Genomic DNA, 17,418 nt, shown 5'->3' with positions numbered 1-17,418 from the left:
GGAGACGGTCGCCCGAACGGGACCCGGACAGAAGCGGACACGGCCGCGGTCGCTGCCGCTGTTCGCTGCCGCCGCTGCGTCAGTCGAGGACGCGGGCCAGGTAAGCCCGCAGCAGTTGCCTGATCTCCGCGATGATCCGTTCGTCTCCCGCCGGGTCGAGCCGGAAGGCGAGGCGGACCAGGGCGTCGGCGGATTCGACCGCGACGAGGAAGGTGCGGCGCAGGGCCGCGTCGGGGGTGCGGGCCAGGTGAGGGGCGAGGAGGTCGGTGAGGGTGTCGGCGACGCGGTGGTTGGGGTCGGCGTCGGGGTCGCCGACGGGGATCTGCGTGCCGAAGTCGACGAGGGAGAAGCCGGGGGCCGTGCGCTTCATGGCGAGGTACTCGTCGAGGACGGCGTCCATGGCGCCGCGCCAGTCGTCCGTCGGGATGGCCGCGAGCCGCTCGGCGACACGCTCGGCGTAACTCTCCAGGTTGCGCTGGGCCAGGGCGTCGACCATGGCGCGCTTGTTGCTGAAGAACCGGTAGACGGAGCCGATCGGCACGTCGGCCCGGGTGGCGACGGCCCGGGTGCTCAGGTCGTCGTAGCCCTGCTCGTCGAGGAGTTCGGCGCAGGCGTCGAGGATCCGGCTCAGCCGCTCGGCACTGCGCTGCTGGACGGGGGCGCGCCGCAGGGACGTGGGGTGGGACATGGCGGTCAGCCTACGGGGCTTGCCCCGGGGACGGTTCGGCGTCCGACGCGGTGAGGTCGGGGCTCGTCCCTGGCGATGGTTCGGCGTCCGAAGCGGTCAGCCTACGAGGCCTGCCCCCGGGGACCGGTCAGCGTCCGACGCGGTGAGGTCGGGGCTCGTCCCCGGGAACGGTTCGGCGTCCGACGCGGTGAGGTCCGCGGTGGCCTCGACCGGTTCGCCGTCGACCGCCCAGACCGTGTGGTCGTCGGCGTAGAGGCGGGCGGTGAGGTGGTGCGTGCCGCGGGCGAGGCGGGTGGGCGGGAGCCGGTAGGTGGTGGTGCGCAGGCGGGCGAGGGGGTGGCTGTCCAGGAAGAGCCGGGCGTAGCCGCGCCCGCGCACGGCATCGGCAGGGGTGCCCTCGGGGCTGAGCCGGAAGTGGCGTACGCGGATCCGGACGTCCCAGCCGCCCGGCCGTGCCCCGTCCGGCTGGACGACGACGCCGATCTCGGGGGCGTCCTCCTCGGGGACCTGCCGGTACGGCCTGCCTTCGCCGTCGGTGCGGCCGGTGAGGATCTCGCCGGCCGTGCGCGGACCGCCGCCGTCGCCCCCGCACCCGGCGGCAGGCCCCGTCAGCACGGCGCACGCCAGGGCGGCGACGGCGGCGCGCAGCCACGGTGTCCTGAATCCGACCGCAAACATGACCGGGAGAGTAGAGCAACGCTCACTTTCATGGATCCCCCCAGGGGAGGAGTCCCGCCCGGAGAAGGCCCGACCCCAGGATCTCCGGTCCGGGAGATGCCTGCCGTCCTGAAAGGGCTCTTGCGCGGGTGATCTCCGAATCCTACGGTAGAACATAGGAATCAGGGACGAGGGAGCGAAGATGAGCGGGGACGCACGCAAAGCGGCCGAGGGTCTGGTCTATCTGTCCGGTTTCGGGAACGAGCACCAGTCGGAAGCGGTGCCCGGCGCCCTGCCGCACGGCCGCAACTCCCCCCAGCGCGCCCCGCTCGGCCTCTACGCGGAGCAGCTGAGCGGCACGGCCTTCACCGAGCCCCGCGCCCACAACCGCCGCTCGTGGCTGTACCGCATCCGCCCGTCCGCCGCGCACCCCGAGTTCACCCGCGTCGACAACGGCGCCCTGCGCACCGCCCCCTTCACCGAAGCCGTCCCCGACCCCAACCGGCGCCGATGGAACCCGCTGCCCGACCCCGCGCCCGGCACGGACTGGCTGTCCGGCCTGTGGACGCTCGGCGGCAACGGCGACGCGACCCAGCGCACCGGCATGGCCGTGCACCTCTACCACGCCGACTCCCCCATGACCGGGCGGGTGTTCAGCGACTCCGACGGCGAACTCCTCATCGTCCCCGAGCACGGCGGGCTGCTCCTGCGCACCGAGTTCGGCCTCCTCGCCGCCGAACCGGGCGAGGTCGCCCTGATCCCGCGCGGAGTCCGCTTCCGCGTCGAGCCGCTCGACGGCACCGCCCGCGGGTATGTGTGCGAGAACTACGGCGCCCCGTTCCGCCTCCCCGATCTCGGCCCGATCGGTGCCAACGGTTTGGCCAACGCGCGGGACTTCCGGGCGCCGGTCGCCGCGTACGAGGACGACGGGGGTGACGGGGCCGGCTCCGTCGAGGTCGTCAACAAGTTCTGCGGCAACCTCTGGACGGCCACGTACGACCACTCCCCGCTCGACGTCGTCGCCTGGCACGGCAACCACGTCCCGTACGTGTACGACCTGCGCCGCTTCAACGTCCTCGGCACGATCTCCTACGACCACCCGGACCCGTCGATCTTCACGGTGCTCACGTCGCCGTCCGACACCCCGGGCCTCGCGGGCGTCGACTTCGTCGTCTTCGCGCCGCGCTGGCTCGTCGGCGAGGACACGTTCCGGCCGCCCTACTTCCACCGGAACGTCATGAGCGAGTACATGGGCCTGATCGAGGGCGCCTACGACGCGAAGGCCTCCGGCTTCCTGCCCGGTGGGGGGTCGCTGCACAACATGATGTCCGCGCACGGGCCCGACCGGGAGACGTTCGACCGGGCCGGCGCGGCGGAGCTCGTGCCCCAACGGGTCGATGACGGCCTCGCGTTCATGTTCGAGACGCGATGGCCCATCACGGCTACGGCGCAGGCGTCTCGCGCGGGGCACTTGCAGCGGGCGTACGACGATGTGTGGCGCGGGCTCGAACGTCACTTCAGGGGGTAGGCGTGCGCCTTGGCGTCCGCCGGGTGGTGGTTGCGGGTGGCTGACGCGTGCGGGTCCCTCGCGGGTGACGGGTGCGCCCCGACGTCCGCCAGGTACGGGTCCCTCGCGGCTGACGGATACATCGTGGCTGGTCGCGCAGTTTCCCGCGCCCCTGAGATGCGCACTGCGTGCGCCATCTCAGAGAGGCGCGCGGGACGTGCGCCGCCATGGGGCTGCGGCGGAGCCGCATGCTCCAGGAGTGCGGGGAACCGCGCGACCAGCCCCCACCGACCCGCACTCGCGCGCGAACAGAAAACCCGGCAGACGAACAGGCGCATTGCACGATCCCGGCCCCGACAGATACGGATACCCCGTGACGTCATTCGCCCCGGACTCGATCGTCCTGAACCGCAAACTCCCTCTCTGGTACCAGGTGTCGCAGTCCTTGCGCGCCTCCATACTGGGCCGCTCCCCGCAGGACCCGCTCCGGCTCCCCACGGAGGAACAGCTCGCGGGGCACTACAGCGTCTCGGTGCTCACGATGCGCCAGGCGCTGAAGGAGCTGGAGGACGAGGGGCTGATCACGCGGCACCGGCGCCGCGGCACGTTCATCGAGCCGACGGCCCAGCGGGGCGCGCCCGTACGCCTGCTCGGCTCGGTCGACGCGATCGTGGCGCAGCAGTCCGGGATGGTGACGGAGGTCCTCGCGCACGGCACGGCAGCGGCCCCGGTGCAGTACGCCGAACTGTTCCCGGGGACCGAGTCCGTTTCCACGTACCACCGGCTGCGCTGCGACGAGAAGACGGGCGAGCCGACGAACCACGCCCGCAACTACGTCCGCCCGGACCTCGGCGGCCGGGTCGACGTGGCGGATCTGGCGCGCTGGCCGATGACGAAGGTGCTCCGTGACGTGCTGGGGGCGCGGATCAGCCGCATCACGGACTCGGTGGAGGCCCGGCTCGCGGACCCGGAGACGGCCCGGCTGCTCAAGGTGCCGCTGCTCAGCCCGATCCTGCACTACACGGGCGTCACCTACGACGAGGAGGGCAGAGTCCTCGACGTGGCCGTCATCCACTACCGCGGCGACCGTTTCTCGTTCACGGTGACGCTGGACGCCCACTGACGGAACGCGGAGGCCACGTAGCATGCCGGGCGTGACGAACGACGGGCCGCTCACCGACGCCATGCCGCTCTCGGACCTCATGCCGTGGTCCGTGGCGCCCCTGCGCCTGGGCCGTGCCTGGCCGGTCGCCCCGGACGCGGCGGCGCTGAAGGCGCGGTGGGACGCGTTCGTCGCCGCCCCCCTGGGCCGGCGCGAGGCGCTGCTCCAGCCGTCCCGCTCCCGCACCCTGCGCACGGCCGCCGCCCAACTCCCGCGTCAGCGCGCCGGCACCGAGCCGCTGGCGCGCGCGGAGGGCCCGTGCCCGGAGCCGGTACGGATCCTGCACGGACCGTTCGACGAGCAATGGCTCATCCCCGACCAGCGCCTGATCGACGCGGCCCGCCCGGAGCTGTGGCGGGTCGCGGACGACCGCCAGCTCTTCCTCGTCGAGCAGGGCTACGTCCCCGACGCCGGCGGCCCCGCGCTCCTGGCCTGCGCCATCCTCCCCGAGGGCCGCTCCCCCGCCGGACGGCCGGGCGGCATCCGCCCGCTGTACCGGCGCCCCGCCGCCACCGAACCCAACATCGCCCCGGGCCTGCTCCCCCACCTCTCGGCCCGCTACGGCCACGAGGTGCACCCCGAATCCCTCCTGGCCTGGATCCTCGCCACCGCCACCCGGGACGCGAAGGAGGTCCGCGTCCCGCTGCCCGTGGACCCGGAGGTGTGGGCGCGCGGCGTGGAACTCGGCCGCCGCACCCTGTGGCTGCACCAGCGCGGCGACGGCGCCGACCGCCCCAGACTCCCCGGCGGACGGCGCCCGTACGTCCGCGCCCCGCTGCCGCCCCGCCCCACCGAACTCCTCTACGACCGCGAGGAGGAGGCCCTCCTCATCGGCGACGGCCGCATCTCGCCCGTCCCCGCCCCGGCCTGGGACTTCCAGGTCAGCGGCGTCCGCGTACTGGAACAGTGGTTCGCCCGCCGCACGGCACCGGCGGAACCCGGCACGCTGGCGGCCGTCCGCCCGTCGGCCTGGCCCCGGCAATGGACATCGGAGCTACTGGAACTCATCGCGGTCCTGGCGCTTCTGGCCGAACTGGAACCACAGCGACAGGACCTCCGCGCCGGCCTGGGCGGACTCCTCGGCCCCTACGACCTCCGCCGAGCCGGAATAATCCCGGTCCCCCCGGCGTCCCGCCGCCCGGCAACGGTCCTGGACCAGCCGGAGGAGGGCCCCGGCGGCCAGTTCGCCTTCCTCTGACAGAGGTCGCACGAAGTGCGCGTCGCAGGGGCGCGGGGAACCGCGCGCCCGGCCACAACGGCGCGTCAGCCGGCCGACGGCCGGACGTACCCGAACCGCGGCATCACCCCGACGCCTCGAAACCCGCCAGGGTCCGCAGCAACGCCCTCTCGAACACCGCCTCCAGATCGATGGGCCCGGAATCCTCACCGAACGCGGCAGCGAGCCGCGGATACCGCCCCGAAGCCACCTGCCCGCCCAGATAAGCGATCCGCACGGCTTGCTCCTGCTCCGCGCTCCACGGCAGTGAACGCGTCCGCTCGACGCCGGAGATCTCGCTGGAGACGTACGTGGTGACCACCCCCGTGACGGCCGCGATCAGCTCCATCTTCGTCCCGTAGGACAGCTCCAGCGGGTCCAGGCACCGCAGGCAGTACTCCAGGTACGTCAGCGCGTTCGGGCTGAACCCGTACACCGGCGACATCAGCCGCGGCAGCCACGGATGCCGGTGCATGATCAGCCGGGTCTGCCGCGCCAGCGCCAGCACGTCCTCCCGCCACTCACCGCTCGGCTCCGGGAACTCGTACTCCGCGCTGACGGCGTCGACCATCAGCTCGTACAGGTCCTCCTTGCGCGGCACGTAGTTGTAGAGCGACATCGTGCCCATGCCGAGCTCAGCGGCGATCTTGCGCATGGAGACCGCGTCGATGCCCTCCGCGTCGGCCACCCGCACGGCCGCGGCCGCGATGTCGTCCCTGCTGTGCGCGGGACGGGGTCCACGGCCGGAGCGCTCGGGGCGCGCCCAGATCACTTCGGGTACGGCCGGTCGGACCGCCATTGCTCATCACCTCGCGAACCATCGTAATGACGGACCCAGTTACGTACGGCGTACGTAGTGCGGTACGGTGCGGCCATGACTTCTACGTACGCTGTACTTAGTGAAGGTCTGGAAAAACGGTTCGGATCGGGGGACGAAGCCGTGCACGCCGTGCGCGGACTCGATCTGGCCGTGCGCGAGGGCACGGTGTACGGCCTGCTCGGGCCCAACGGGGCGGGGAAGACGACCGCCGTCCGGCTGCTCACCACGCTGCTCCGCCCGGACGCGGGCACCGCGCGGGTCGCGGGGCACGACATCACGTCCGCCCCGGACGCGGTCCGCCGCAGCATCGGTGTCACCGGGCAGTACGCGTCGGTCGACGGGGATCTGACCGGGCGGGAGAACCTGCGGCTGTTCGCCCGGCTGCTGCGCGCGCCCCGGTCGAGGGCGGACGAGCTGGTCGAGCGGTACGCGCTCACCGAGGCCGCGGACCGGCCGGCGCGCACGTACTCGGGGGGCGTGCGCCGCCGCCTCGACCTCGCGTCGAGCCTGATCACGCGGCCCGCCGTGCTGTTCCTCGACGAGCCGACGACCGGGCTCGACCCGCACAGCAGGAACGCGATCTGGGACGCGGTCCGCGAACTGGCCGACGCCGGCACGACCGTCGTCCTGACCACGCAGTACCTGGAGGAGGCCGATCAGCTCGCCGACGAGATCGTGCTGATCGACGAGGGCCGCGCCGCACACTCCGGCACGCCCGCCGCGCTCAAGGCGCAGATCGGGCACTACGCGGAGATCGTCGTCCCGGACGAGGCGGGCGAGCAGGCGCTGCACGCGGCCGCCGTCGTCCTCGACCAGCTCACCGGCGCCCGGCCCCGCCTGGACGCGGAGAAGCGCACGGTCGGCGTGGTCGTCCTCGACCCGGCCGTCACGCTCCCCCGCGTCGTACGGGAACTCGACGCGTCCGGCGTCCCGTTGATGGACGCCACCCTGCGCCCGCCGACGCTCGACGAGGTGTTCCTGCGCCTCACCCGCCGAGCCGGCCACCAGGAGACCCGGGAGGTCGCCGCATGAGCACCGCGATCCTGTACGACGGCACGGCGATGCTCGGCCGCCATCTCCAGCGCGTCCGGCACGCCCCGGCCGTCACGGTCATGACGCAGACGATGCCGATCGTGTTCCTGCTCTTCTTCGGCTACGTCTTCGGCAGCGCGCTCGCCATGCCGGGCGCCGACTACCGCGCCTATCTCGTGCCGGGCATGCTCGTGGCGACGGCCGCCAACGGGGTCATGACGGGGATGTTCACGGCGGCGCAGGACACGCACCGCGGGGTCATGGACCGCTTCCGTACGCTGCCGATGAGCCGGGCCGCCGTACCGCTCGGGCAGGCCGGCGCCGATCTGCTGACGACCGCGGTCGGTCTGGTGCCGCTGGTGCTCGTGGGGCTCGCGATGGGGTGGCGGGCCGAGGGCGGGGCGGCCGAGGCGGTGGCCGCGTTCGGGCTGCTGCTGCTCTTCCGGTTCGCCATGACCTGGGCGGGCATCCTGCTCGGGCTCGTCTCGCAGAGCGAGGAGGCGGCGGGACAGCTGGGCAGCGCCACGTTCATGCTGCCGCTGCTGTCGAACGCGTACATCCCGACCGACGGGATGCCGGGGTGGGTGCGCACGCTCGCCGAGTGGAACCCGATCAGCGCGGTGTGCACGGCGGTCCGGGACCTGTTCGGCAACGCGCCGGTGCCCGAGGGCGCCTCCTGGCCGGTGGCGCACCCGGTCGCCGGATCGCTCGGCTGGTGCGCGGTCCTGCTCCTGCTGTGTGTGCCGCTCGCGGTCCGCCGCCACACCCGCGGCCGGCGCTGAACCGTGGAGAGGGGCACAGAGAAGGGCCCGCACCCTGCCTCCTCGCCGGGGCGCCCGCCGCAAGCCGTGGGGATGACGGTCGCGGAGATGCGCAGCGGTACGCCGGACGGCGTGGAGGCCGGACGCGGGCCCGAGCCCTGCTGGACGGGCGGCCCGCTAGTGGCCGCCGAACAGCGTGCGGCGCAGGCGCCGCAGTGGTGCGAAGAGCGAGACCCGCCGCACCCGCGCGGCGCTGCCGCCGCGCCTGTGCGCGGTGTCACGCGCGGTGAGCTCACGCATCAGCGTCGTCGCTTCCGCCACCTCGCCCTGGGGCACGGCGGGACCGCCGAGCACCGCGAGATGGCGGTCGAGACGCGTACTGGTCGCGCTGCTTCCGCACGTGATCGCAGGCACACGAGGCCTGCTGCGCACTGTTATCTGTTCCATGTCACTCCCCACCCGTACGAGGGCACCCGGCCCGGGCAGGTTAACCCTATCGCCCCATCGGGACACTCGTGTATCCCGGCCGCACGATTCACCTGCCCCGTGGGGAGGTTGACGACCCAAAGTCGATTACTCTCCGAATCCGACTGAATTCAGGGCGAGTTGGACAAGCGGGGCACTTGACGGGCGTTCGGAGCCGCCGTCCGGCTCCTCGGTGACAGCCAGTGAAGAAGCGCTCGCCGTCAAGCCGGAGGCGAGCAACGGCGTGTCGGGGCCCCGGTCGGGCAGTACGGCAAGGGATCGCGGGGGTTCCGAGCCCGACATCAGCCAAAGTTGGTGATCTTGTCCGCGGGGCGGGGCGGCAAGATCCGTGACCGTGATCACCGCCTCGCGGCGCGCCGGGGAGGCGACGACGGCGAGTCCGTCGGTCCGCGCCGCGCGGGCGTCGGGGGCGGCGAGTACGTGGGCCATCTCACGCGCCTCGTTCCGTTTTTCGTCGAGCCGGTCCTGAGTACGGGTCAGTTCGAGGCCGAGCAGCGCCGCCGCGAGGAGCGCGAGCGCGGCGGCCCCGGCGGCGAGCGGCACGAGGAGCGGGCGGCGCGCGCGGGGCGGCGACACGGGCGGAGCGGGCCCCGGCTCCTGCTCCACGTCGCGGAGCGCGGCCAGGACCCGGTCGCGCAGGCCCGCCGGGACCGGCGCCGCCGTCGCGCGGGCCAGGCGCACCGCGTCGGCGGCGTACGACCGTGCCTCGGCGGCGCAGCGTCCGCAGCTCGCCATGTGCCGTTCGAAGGAGGCGAGTTCGCGTGGGCCGAGCGCGTCGAGGGCGTAGGGCGCGGCGAGCGCGTGGCGGTCGCGCGGCCACCGGGGCAGGGGGCTCACGCCGACGCCCCGTCCAGGCAGGCCCGCATGCGCAGGAGCCCGTCGCGCATACGGGTCTTCACGGTGCCGAGCGGCACGGACAGGCGGCGGGCGACCTCGCGGTAGGTGTAGCCGTCGTAGTAGGCGAGAGTGACGGCCTGGCGCTGGAGGTCGGTGAGGCGGCCGAGGCAGCGGCGCACCCAGTCCCGTTCGAGGCCGCTCTCCACCTCCTCGGCGACCTGGTCGAAAGCGGGGACCTCCGCGCGCCTGGCCACCCGCCGCTCGCGCTCGCCCGCGGCGCGGACGCTGCGTACGCGGTCGACGGCCCTGCGGTGGGCGAGGGTGAGGACCCAGGAGAGCGCGCCGCCGCGCGCCGGGTCGTAGCGGGCGGCGGTCCGCCACAGTTCCAGGAGTACCTCCTGGGCCACCTCCTCGGCCTGCGCGGGGTCGCGCAGGACGCGCCGCGCGAGGCCGTATACGGGGCCCGCCACCTTCTCGTACAGCGCCTCGAAGGCGCGTTCGTCGCCGCGTCCCACGCGGATGAGCAGTTCGTCGGCGGCGTCCGTGACGTCCATCGGTCCCCCATCGGTCCCCTGCGCGCATTGTGCTGCCTCGAGTGGTTCGGAGACAGGGGTGCGTCCGGATGGGCGCCGCCGCTTCAGGGGCGCGGGGAAGTGCGCGACCAGCCACGACGCAAGCCGCGGACGCGGCTGCTCATGTCACGAGCAGAACGCGCCCGCGGCTTTTCGGTGGCTGGGCGCGCAGTTCCCCGCGCCCCTGGGCGGCTCGGCGCCCGGTACCGATTCACCGCGCTCCCGCATCCCGCACCAATCCGCGAAGCGCCTCGCCCCGAATGGCCGTCATGAAGCTCGCGCCGTGCGGGCACCGAGGACCAATGCGAGAGAGGTTCGGACGCGATGACAGCAACTGCCAGGAGTCGCCGGGGGGTTCGCCCCCTGGCCGCGCTCGTCGCGAGCGCGCTGGCCGCAGGGGGGCTCGCAGCCGCCGGTGCGACCGTGCTTCAACCAGGACAGGCACACGCCTCCAGCCACCGGGAGGCCCCGCTGATCTCGGGGGACCCGCTGCACGACAACACGGACGTGTACGCGTTCGTCAGCCCCGACAAGCCGGACACGACGACCCTCGTCGCGAACTGGCTGCCGTTCGAGGAGCCGGCGGGCGGGCCGAACTTCTATCCGTTCGCCGAGAAGTCCCAGCACGACATCCACATCGACAGTGACGGCGACGGACAGGGCGACCTGCTCTACCGCTGGACGTTCGACACGCAGACCAAGAACGGCAACACGTTCCTCTACAACACGGGACCGGTCACCAGCCTCGACGACCCTGACCTCAACGTCACGCAGACCTACGACATCGACCTGCTCAAGCTGAAGGACCAGAAGGTCGTCTCCACGTCGAAGCTCGCGAATGACGTGCCGGTCGCGCCGTCGAACGTCGGCAAGGCCTCCATGCCGGACTACAAGACCCTGCGGGACCAGGCGACGCGGAAGGTGAAGGGCGGCGGCGCCGCGTTCGCCGGGCAGGCCGACGACCCGTTCTTCCTGGACCTGCGCGTCTTCGACCTGCTGTACGGCGGCGACCTCTCCGAGGTCGGCCGGGACACGCTCGCCGGGTACAACGTCAACACGATCGCCCTCCAGGTCCCGACGGCCGAGCTGCGGCAGTCGGAGAAGCAGCCGGTCATCGGCGTCTGGTCGACGACCCAGCGCAAGAACGCCAAGGGCGGCTGGACGCAGGTGTCGCGGCTCGGTTCGCCGCTGGTCAACGAGGTCGTCGTACCGCAGAAGGACAAGGACAAGTTCAACGCGTCCCATCCGTGGAACGACGCGGACTTCCTGCCGTACGTGACCAAGCCCGAGCTGCCGAAGCTCCTGGAGAAGATCTACGGCCTCAAGGCTCCGGCGGAGCCGCGCGACGACCTCGTGTCGGTGTTCCTGACCGGCGTGAAGGGGCTGACGCAGCCGCCGAACGTCCGGCCCTCCGAGATGCTCCGCCTGAACACCTCCGTCAAGCCGACGGACTCACCCAAGCGGCTCGGCGTCCTCGACGGGGACAACGCCGGGTTCCCGAACGGGCGCAGGCTCACCGACGACGTCGTCGACATCGAGCTCCAGGCCGTCGAGGGCGAACTGCTCGGCAACAAGAACGACCTGGGCGACGCGGTCGACGCCAACGACCAGGCGTTCGGCTCCACCTTCCCGTACGTGGCCCTGCCCACGTCCGGCTCGCGCGGCCCGACGGCCAAGAAGGCGGACGGCGAGGACCAGACCCGCAGCGCGCTGAACGGCGGCGCGGTGAACACGGGCGCGTCGACCGGTTCGTCCGGCGACACCGACACCGTGCTGATCGCGTCGGCCGCGGCCGGGGCGGCGGGCGCCCTGCTCATCGGGCTCGGCCTCGCGTGGTGGCGGACCCGGGGGCGGCGCGGAGGCGCCGCGTGACCCCCACCTGAACGGCGCGGCCCGTGTGAGCCCCCCACGGGCCGCGCCTCCCATCCGTCTGCGGACCAAGAACCCGGATCAAGAACCCGGATCAGGAAGAGGACGTCTCATGGCACCGCGCTTCTCAGGACGTGACGCTGTCGCCGCGTGCGCCCTCGCGCTCGCGCTCACGGGGGGCGCGATCGCCATCGGCGGGAGCGGCGGCGAGCAGGGCTCCGCGCCCGCCGCCGTCGCACCCGCCGCGCCGCTCCAGGGGCTCGGCACCAGGACACTCGACGCGGGCGTACGGGCGTTGCAGGCGCACCTGCGGGCCCAGCCGAAGGACGACGCGGGGTGGGCGAACCTCGGCACGGCCTACGTCGAACAGGCCCGCACCCGGGGCGACCCGTCGCGCTACGCCGAGGCGGACCGGGCCCTCGCCCGCTCCCTGGAGCTGCGCCCCGGCGGCAACGACGCCGCGCTCGCGGGCCGCGCCGCGCTCGCCGCCGCCCGGCACGACTTCACGGGCGCGCTGCACGACGCCCGTCGCGCCCTCGCCGTGAACGCGTACAGCGAGCGCGCCCTGGCCACCCGGATCGACGCGCTCGTCGAACTCGGCCGCTACCGGGAGGCGTCCCGCGCCGCCGACGAGGCGGACGCCCGCCGCCCCGGGGTGCCGGTCTTCACGCGTTTCTCCTACGTACGTGAACTGCGCGGCGACATCGCGGGAGCGCGGCGCCCGCTGGAGCAGGCGCTGGCCGGGGCGACCGCCCCCGGCGACGTCTCCTACACGGCCACGTCCCTCGGCCAACTGGCTTGGCGGCAGGGGAACTTCGCGGAAGCCCTGCGCCACTGCGGGCGGGCGTTGCGCGCCGACCCGGGTCACGTGGCCGCGCTGGAGTGCCGGGCCAGGGCACGCGCCGGCCGGGGCGACAAGGCGGGCGCCATCCGGGACCTGCGGACCGTCGTGGCCCGCTACCCGCTGCCCGGCCCGCTGGTCGCGCTCGGCGAACTGTACGAGGCGCGGGGCGACAAGGCCGCGGCGCGCGAGCAGTACGGCCTGGTCTCGGCCTGGACCAGGCTGGCCCGCGCCAACGGCGTCGACGTCGACCTCGACACGGCCCTGGCCGCCGCGGACCACGGCGACCGCCGCGCCGCGCTGCGGGCGGCCCGCGCCGAGTGGTCCCGCCGCCACACCGTCCACACGGCCGACGCCCTCGCCTGGGCCCTGCACGTCAACGGCCGCGACGCCGAGGCCCTCCCCTACGCCCGTCTCGCCACCCGTACCGGCTACCGCGACGCCGCCTTCGCCTACCACCGCGGAGCCGTCGCGCGCGGCGCGGAGCGCAAGGAGTGGCTGACCCGGGCGCTGCGCCTGAACCCGGAGTTCTCCCCGGTGGGGGCGGAGGCGGCGCGGGCGCTGTCGGGGGGCCGGCCATGACGCGCCCGGGGCCGGGCGGTGCGGACCGTCCGCGCGGGGCCGGGCCGAGCGGCTCACTCGCCGCCGGCACCCGGCGCCGACGACGGGCGCCCCTGCATGCCGACCGCCTGGAGACCGGGCTCGTCGTCCACGCCACGCCGCCGGACACCGGCCCCTGCTCCACCGCCGACGCCACCGCCCCGCGCACATGGCCGGGCGTTCACCGTCTGCGTTGGGCGGGGCTCGGGCTTCTGCTCCTTCTCGTCCTCCTCCTGGTCCCGGTGCCGCGGGCCCACGCGCATCCGCTGGGGAACTTCACCACCAACACCTACGACGGCCTCGTCACCGGCCCGGAGCGGTTGCGGATCACGCACATCGAGGATCTCGCCGAGATTCCGGCGACGCAGGTGCGGGGCGCCGTCGAACGCGCCGGGATCGGGGACTGGGCGCGGGAGCGGTGCCGCAAGGCCGTGCGGGGGACGGAGGTCACCGTCGACGGGGCGCGGACCGTCGTCAGCCTGCGTACCGGCCGCGCCGTCCACCGGCCAGGTCAGGCCGGGCTTCGTACCCTGCGCGTCGAGTGCGAGGCGACCGCCACACTCCCCCGCGACCGGGCGGCCACCGTCGCCTTCCGCGCACCCGGGCGGCACGGGCCCGGCTGGCACGAGATCACCGCCCAGGGCGACCGGACGACCCTCGTGCGCAGCGACGTCCCGCGTACGTCCCTCTCCCAGCGACTCACCCGGTACCCCGAGGACCTGCTCAAGTCGCCGCCCGACGCCACCAGCGCCAGCCTGCGCGTCACTCCCGGCGGGCCCGCCCTGCGTGCGGGGAAGCCGAGCGGGCCCGACGCGTCGAGCGTGCTGCCGCGCGGCGCCGACCGGTGGACCAGCGCGCTGTCCGGGCTCGTCGCCCGGCACGACCTCACCCCGGGCTTCGCCGCGCTCGCCCTGGCCACCTCCCTCCTGCTCGGCGCCCTGCACGCCCTGGCCCCGGGCCACGGCAAGACCCTGATGGCGGCCACCGCGGCGGCCCGCGGCCGGGCCGGGCTGCGCGACGTCCTGCCGCTCGCCGCCTCGGTCACGGTGACGCACACGCTCGGCGTCGTCGCGCTCGGCGCCCTCGTGATCGGCGGATCGGCGGCGGCGCCTTCGGTCGTGGCCTGGCTCGGAGTGGCCAGCGGCGTCCTGGTCACGGCCGCGGGCGTGACGCTCGTACGCAAGGCGTGGCGCAACAGGGCGCACCCGCACGGGCACAGCCATGGACACCCGCACGGGCACGATCACGACCACCCGCACGACCACGAGCACGGGCACGGGCACGGGCACGGGCACGACCACGCGCACCCCGGCGCCGGCCTCCGCGGCGCGCTCTTCCTCGGGTTCGCCGGGGGGCTCGTGCCCAGTCCGTCCGCCGTCGTCGTGCTCGTCGGCGCCGCCGCGCTCGGGCAGGCGTGGTTCGGGGTGCTGCTCGTCCTGGCGTACGGGGCCGGGCTCGCCGTCACCCTGACGGCCGCCGGGTTCGTGGTGGTGCGGGCGGGCGCGTTCGCGGCGCGGCGGATCGCGGGGAGCAGGGCGCGGGGGCGGCGCGCGGCGCAGCGGCTCGTGCCCCTCGGCTCGGCCTGCGTCGTGCTCGCGCTCGGCTGCGGATTGGTCTTCAAGGGGGCTGCAACCGCGCTCGGTTGAGCTACTTTTGTTCAGGCTTGTCTTGCCGCGGATCCGCGAATGGGGGCACCCGTGAGTGAGCGTGTGGTCGCGGGGCGGTACCGGCTGATCGACCCGCTCGGCGAAGGCGGCATGGGCACGGTGTGGCGGGCCCGGGACGAGGTCCTCGGCCGTGAGGTCGCCGTCAAGGAGGTGCGGGCCCCGGCCGGGCTGCCGACGACCGATGTCGAGCGGATGTACGCCCGTCTGGAGCGGGAGGCATGGGCCGCCGCCCGCGTCGCGCACCGCAATGTGGTGACGCTGTACGACGTGGCCACCGAGGACCAGCGGCCCTGGATCGTCATGGAGCTGGTCCGCGGGGTCTCCCTGGCCGAGCAGCTGGAGGCCGAGGGCCCGATGGAGCCGGACCGCGCCGCGCACATCGGCGCCGAGGTCCTGGCCGCGCTGCGCGCCGCGCACGACGTGGGGGTCCTGCACCGCGACGTGAAGCCGGGCAACGTACTCCTGTCGAACGACGGCCGGGTCGTGCTCACCGACTTCGGGATCGCCATGGTCGAGGGCACCTCGGCGCTGACGATGACCGGCGAGATCATCGGCTCCCCCGAGTTCCTGGCTCCTGAACGGGCGTTGGGGCGGGCGCCGGGGCCGGAGTCCGACCTCTGGTCCCTCGGGGTGCTGCTGTACGCGGCCGTCGAGGGGTACTCGCCGTTCCGGCAGGACACCCCGCTCAGCACGTTGCGGGCGGTCGTCGACGAGGAGCTGCCGCCGCCGCGCCGGGCGGGCGCGCTCGCCCCGGTCATCGAGGGCCTGCTGCGCAAGGCCCCGGCCGCGCGGACCCCGGCGGCGGACGCGGAGCGTGACCTGCGGATCGTCGGCGCGGGCGGGAGCCTGTTCGGCTATCAGGGTCCGACGGCGGGGATGCCGACGGTGACGTCGCGGCAGCCGGCCACGTCCACACCTCCGTTGCCCCTCCCGGCGCCGGCCCCGCCGGCGTCCGGCGGCGCGACGACCACGACGACGGACCCGGACGGCCCGGACGGCGCGGACCAGCGCCGCGCGCGCCGCGCCTCGCTCGCACTCATGACGGGGATCGTCGTCCTGCTCCTCGCCATCGGCGGTCTGACGTACGCGCTGCTCAACCGGGACGGCGGCGGCGACAACGGCGGCTCCGGCTCCTCGGGCGGCAGTGGCGGCGGTGGCGGCAGCAGCTCAAGCGGTGGCGACAGCACAGCCGGTGCCGGTGGATCGGGCGGCGTCGGGAGCACCACCGCCCCGGCCCAGTCCGTCCGCGTCGGCGTGAGCACCGTACGCGGGAGCTACTCGGGGACGTGCCCGCCGTCCTCGGCGCGGGCGCCCGCGTTCGCGGCGAGGATCACCGTGGGCCGGACCCCGGCCCAGGTCGAGTACCGCTGGGTCACCAGGAGCGGGAGCGCGTCGGAGCCCGGCTGGAAGACCCTGAGCTTCGGTGCGGGCGGCGCGCGCAGCCGTACCGTCGACACCACGCAGACGGCGTACCGGACGGGCGGGACGCTGCGCGACCAGATCGGTGTCGAGGTGCGCAGCCCGCGCTCGACGACCTCCAACTACGTGGTCTACGTGGTCACGTGCAGGGTGGCGGCCCCGTCGACCTCGTCCACGCCGTCGAGGCCGACGACGTCGCCGACACCCTCCACGTCGTCGACACCGTCCACGTCGTCGACACCGTCCACGTCGTCGAGCGGGACCGCCACCGGTTCACCGACTTACTAGTCCTTGCGCGGCTTACCGGTCCTCACGCGGCGGAGGTCAGCTCGGGCAGGTAGCCGCCCGACTGCCCGGCGGCCGTCGGGTGGTAGGACTCGCCGATGTTGCCCCAGTTGACGCTGTGCAGCCACGCGCTGCCCGAGCAGATCTCGTGCCCGGTGAACCTGGCCGCCACGTCGCCGTAGGTGAAGCCGTGATCGGCGACGCGCTTGGCGATGGTGCTGTTGAGCAGGTCGGCGGCGGAGTTGATGGCCGACCGCTTCGCGTCGGACAGACCGGCGATGCAGGAGCCGCCGAGCTTGTAGAAGCGGGGGTAGCCGAGCACCACCACGTGGGCCGCGGGCGCCTTGGCGCTGATCGCCGAGTACACCTTGTCGAGGTTGCCGGGAAGGGTCGAGGTCACGTACGCGCGCGCCTGGTTGACGCGGTTGATGCAGGTGGACTCGGAGTTGAGGACGCAGGTCGTCATGACGTCGGCGAACCCGGCGTCATTGCCGCCGATGCTGATCGAGACGAGCCCGGTGCCGGAGCCGAGCGGGCCGAGCTGACCGGAGAGGACGTCTGCTGTCCGCGCGCCCGAACACGCGGTGAAGTTGAAGCTGGAGGGCGAGTGGGCGGCGGCCCACAGCGCGGGGTACGCCTTCGAGGAGCGCTTGCAGTTGCCGCTCGCGCTGTCGTAGCTGCCGGACCCGACCCCGGAGGAGTACGAGTCACCGAGGGCCACGTAGCCGGTGGCCGCGGCGGTGCCGGACGCGTGGGCCGCGCCCGCCCCGGTGAGGGCCGCCGCGGTGGCGAAGAGGAACGAGGTCACGTATGCCGCAAGTCGGAAACGTCTCATGGAACCTCCTTTAGCAGGATCTCTGCTGATAACTGTGGTACCACGCGCCACAGTTACCGGGAAGTACCTCCGACGGACGTTCGACCAGTGTTCAATTACGCGTACATGTCACAGAACTGACTTACCCTCATCTCGCGTCTTGACGCCTCTTCGGCGCTGCGCCA

At 73.6% G+C, this 17,418-nt stretch carries 16 protein-coding genes; 9 read left to right on the top strand and 7 right to left on the bottom strand.

What is annotated here, in order from left to right; all coding sequences use genetic code 11:
- Positions 1-79 precede the first annotated feature (79 nt).
- Both ACH4RC_RS29660 and ACH4RC_RS29655 read right to left on the bottom strand, forming a co-directional pair.
- Entirely contained in the window at positions 80-688 is a 609-nt protein-coding gene (locus ACH4RC_RS29660) for a TetR family transcriptional regulator (RefSeq protein WP_398206341.1), read from the bottom strand.
- A 96-nt stretch (positions 689-784) separates the two neighbouring features.
- Positions 785-1,366 carry a hypothetical protein gene (locus ACH4RC_RS29655; RefSeq protein WP_398206340.1) on the bottom strand — a complete coding sequence of 194 codons (582 nt, stop codon included), beginning with the start codon at positions 1,364-1,366 and terminating at the stop codon, positions 785-787.
- A 181-nt stretch (positions 1,367-1,547) separates the two neighbouring features.
- Between ACH4RC_RS29655 and hmgA the strand changes: the two genes are divergently transcribed.
- The 3 genes from hmgA (at position 1,548) to ACH4RC_RS29640 (ending at position 5,212) form a co-directional block, all read left to right on the top strand.
- Positions 1,548-2,873, top strand: a complete 1,326-nt coding sequence (gene hmgA / locus ACH4RC_RS29650; RefSeq protein ID WP_398206338.1) for a homogentisate 1,2-dioxygenase — start codon at positions 1,548-1,550, stop codon at positions 2,871-2,873.
- 352 nt (positions 2,874-3,225) lie between these two features.
- Positions 3,226-3,975, top strand: a complete 750-nt coding sequence (locus ACH4RC_RS29645) for a GntR family transcriptional regulator (RefSeq protein ID WP_398206336.1) — start codon at positions 3,226-3,228, stop codon at positions 3,973-3,975.
- A 22-nt stretch (positions 3,976-3,997) separates the two neighbouring features.
- Positions 3,998-5,212 (top strand): type ISP restriction/modification enzyme, encoded by a 1,215-nt coding sequence (locus ACH4RC_RS29640; RefSeq protein ID WP_398206335.1) that lies wholly within the window; start codon positions 3,998-4,000, stop codon positions 5,210-5,212.
- A 103-nt stretch (positions 5,213-5,315) separates the two neighbouring features.
- Here ACH4RC_RS29640 and ACH4RC_RS29635 read toward each other — a convergent pair whose 3' ends face one another.
- Positions 5,316-6,029 carry a TetR/AcrR family transcriptional regulator gene (locus ACH4RC_RS29635; RefSeq protein ID WP_398206333.1) on the bottom strand — a complete coding sequence of 238 codons (714 nt, stop codon included), beginning with the start codon at positions 6,027-6,029 and terminating at the stop codon, positions 5,316-5,318.
- A gap of 75 nt (positions 6,030-6,104) precedes the next feature.
- On the opposite strand from ACH4RC_RS29635, the gene ACH4RC_RS29630 reads away from it, so the two are divergent.
- Both ACH4RC_RS29630 and ACH4RC_RS29625 read left to right on the top strand, forming a co-directional pair.
- On the top strand, positions 6,105-7,082 hold the full coding sequence (locus ACH4RC_RS29630) for an ATP-binding cassette domain-containing protein (RefSeq protein ID WP_398206332.1): 978 nt from the start codon (positions 6,105-6,107) through the stop codon (positions 7,080-7,082).
- A complete protein-coding gene (locus tag ACH4RC_RS29625) occupies positions 7,079-7,864 on the top strand; it encodes an ABC transporter permease (protein ID WP_398206330.1) in 786 nt (261 codons plus the stop codon). Before ACH4RC_RS29630 ends, ACH4RC_RS29625 begins: the two co-directional genes overlap by 4 nt.
- Before the next feature lie 156 nt (positions 7,865-8,020).
- Here the strand turns inward: ACH4RC_RS29625 and ACH4RC_RS29620 are convergent, their stop codons facing one another.
- From ACH4RC_RS29620 to sigK, 3 genes are all read right to left on the bottom strand, one after another.
- A complete protein-coding gene (locus ACH4RC_RS29620; RefSeq protein ID WP_398206329.1) occupies positions 8,021-8,290 on the bottom strand; it encodes a hypothetical protein in 270 nt (89 codons plus the stop codon).
- A gap of 126 nt (positions 8,291-8,416) precedes the next feature.
- Complete coding sequence (locus tag ACH4RC_RS29615; RefSeq protein WP_398206328.1) at positions 8,417-9,166, bottom strand: anti-sigma factor domain-containing protein; 750 nt, start codon at positions 9,164-9,166, stop codon at positions 8,417-8,419.
- Positions 9,163-9,720 carry an ECF RNA polymerase sigma factor SigK gene (gene sigK / locus ACH4RC_RS29610; RefSeq protein WP_398206327.1) on the bottom strand — a complete coding sequence of 186 codons (558 nt, stop codon included), beginning with the start codon at positions 9,718-9,720 and terminating at the stop codon, positions 9,163-9,165. The genes ACH4RC_RS29615 and sigK overlap by 4 nt, the downstream gene beginning before the upstream one ends.
- A 342-nt stretch (positions 9,721-10,062) precedes the next feature.
- Here sigK and ACH4RC_RS29605 point away from each other — a divergent pair, with 342 nt between their 5' ends.
- From ACH4RC_RS29605 to ACH4RC_RS29590, 4 genes are all read left to right on the top strand, one after another.
- Positions 10,063-11,610, top strand: coding sequence for a DUF4331 domain-containing protein (locus ACH4RC_RS29605; RefSeq protein WP_398206325.1), 1,548 nt, complete (start codon positions 10,063-10,065; stop codon positions 11,608-11,610).
- Between the two features lie 109 nt (positions 11,611-11,719).
- Positions 11,720-13,030 carry a tetratricopeptide repeat protein gene (locus ACH4RC_RS29600; protein ID WP_398206323.1) on the top strand — a complete coding sequence of 437 codons (1,311 nt, stop codon included), beginning with the start codon at positions 11,720-11,722 and terminating at the stop codon, positions 13,028-13,030.
- Positions 13,027-14,694, top strand: coding sequence for a nickel transporter (locus ACH4RC_RS29595; RefSeq protein WP_398206322.1), 1,668 nt, complete (start codon positions 13,027-13,029; stop codon positions 14,692-14,694). Before ACH4RC_RS29600 ends, ACH4RC_RS29595 begins: the two co-directional genes overlap by 4 nt.
- 39 nt (positions 14,695-14,733) lie before the next feature.
- Positions 14,734-16,422 carry a serine/threonine-protein kinase gene (locus tag ACH4RC_RS29590; protein WP_398206320.1) on the top strand — a complete coding sequence of 563 codons (1,689 nt, stop codon included), beginning with the start codon at positions 14,734-14,736 and terminating at the stop codon, positions 16,420-16,422.
- Between the two features lie 22 nt (positions 16,423-16,444).
- Here the strand turns inward: ACH4RC_RS29590 and ACH4RC_RS29585 are convergent, their stop codons facing one another.
- Entirely contained in the window at positions 16,445-17,254 is an 810-nt protein-coding gene (locus tag ACH4RC_RS29585) for an SGNH/GDSL hydrolase family protein (protein WP_398206318.1), read from the bottom strand.
- Between the last annotated feature and the right edge of the window lie 164 nt (positions 17,255-17,418).

It is taken from the genome of Streptomyces sp. NPDC016845 (genome assembly GCF_044332585.1).
Lineage (GTDB): Bacteria > Actinomycetota > Actinomycetes > Streptomycetales > Streptomycetaceae > Streptomyces.
This window is presented reverse-complemented; position numbering and strand designations above follow the sequence as displayed.

What these genes read in the sequence shown, in the direction of transcription:
- hmgA (WP_398206338.1), top strand. Translation starts at nt 1,548, where the DNA reads ATGAGCGGGGACGCACGCAAAGCGGCCGAGGGTCTGGTCTATCTGTCC.
- ACH4RC_RS29660 (WP_398206341.1), bottom strand. Translation starts at nt 688, where the DNA reads ATGTCCCACCCCACGTCCCTGCGGCGCGCCCCCGTCCAGCAGCGCAGT.
- ACH4RC_RS29635 (WP_398206333.1), bottom strand. Translation starts at nt 6,029, where the DNA reads ATGGCGGTCCGACCGGCCGTACCCGAAGTGATCTGGGCGCGCCCCGAG.
- sigK (WP_398206327.1), bottom strand. Translation starts at nt 9,720, where the DNA reads ATGGACGTCACGGACGCCGCCGACGAACTGCTCATCCGCGTGGGACGC.
- ACH4RC_RS29620 (WP_398206329.1), bottom strand. Translation starts at nt 8,290, where the DNA reads ATGGAACAGATAACAGTGCGCAGCAGGCCTCGTGTGCCTGCGATCACG.
- ACH4RC_RS29595 (WP_398206322.1), top strand. Translation starts at nt 13,027, where the DNA reads ATGACGCGCCCGGGGCCGGGCGGTGCGGACCGTCCGCGCGGGGCCGGG.
- ACH4RC_RS29590 (WP_398206320.1), top strand. Translation starts at nt 14,734, where the DNA reads ATGGGGGCACCCGTGAGTGAGCGTGTGGTCGCGGGGCGGTACCGGCTG.
- ACH4RC_RS29640 (WP_398206335.1), top strand. Translation starts at nt 3,998, where the DNA reads ATGCCGGGCGTGACGAACGACGGGCCGCTCACCGACGCCATGCCGCTC.
- ACH4RC_RS29630 (WP_398206332.1), top strand. Translation starts at nt 6,105, where the DNA reads ATGACTTCTACGTACGCTGTACTTAGTGAAGGTCTGGAAAAACGGTTC.
- ACH4RC_RS29655 (WP_398206340.1), bottom strand. Translation starts at nt 1,366, where the DNA reads ATGTTTGCGGTCGGATTCAGGACACCGTGGCTGCGCGCCGCCGTCGCC.
- ACH4RC_RS29605 (WP_398206325.1), top strand. Translation starts at nt 10,063, where the DNA reads ATGACAGCAACTGCCAGGAGTCGCCGGGGGGTTCGCCCCCTGGCCGCG.
- ACH4RC_RS29625 (WP_398206330.1), top strand. Translation starts at nt 7,079, where the DNA reads ATGAGCACCGCGATCCTGTACGACGGCACGGCGATGCTCGGCCGCCAT.
- ACH4RC_RS29600 (WP_398206323.1), top strand. Translation starts at nt 11,720, where the DNA reads ATGGCACCGCGCTTCTCAGGACGTGACGCTGTCGCCGCGTGCGCCCTC.
- ACH4RC_RS29585 (WP_398206318.1), bottom strand. Translation starts at nt 17,254, where the DNA reads ATGAGACGTTTCCGACTTGCGGCATACGTGACCTCGTTCCTCTTCGCC.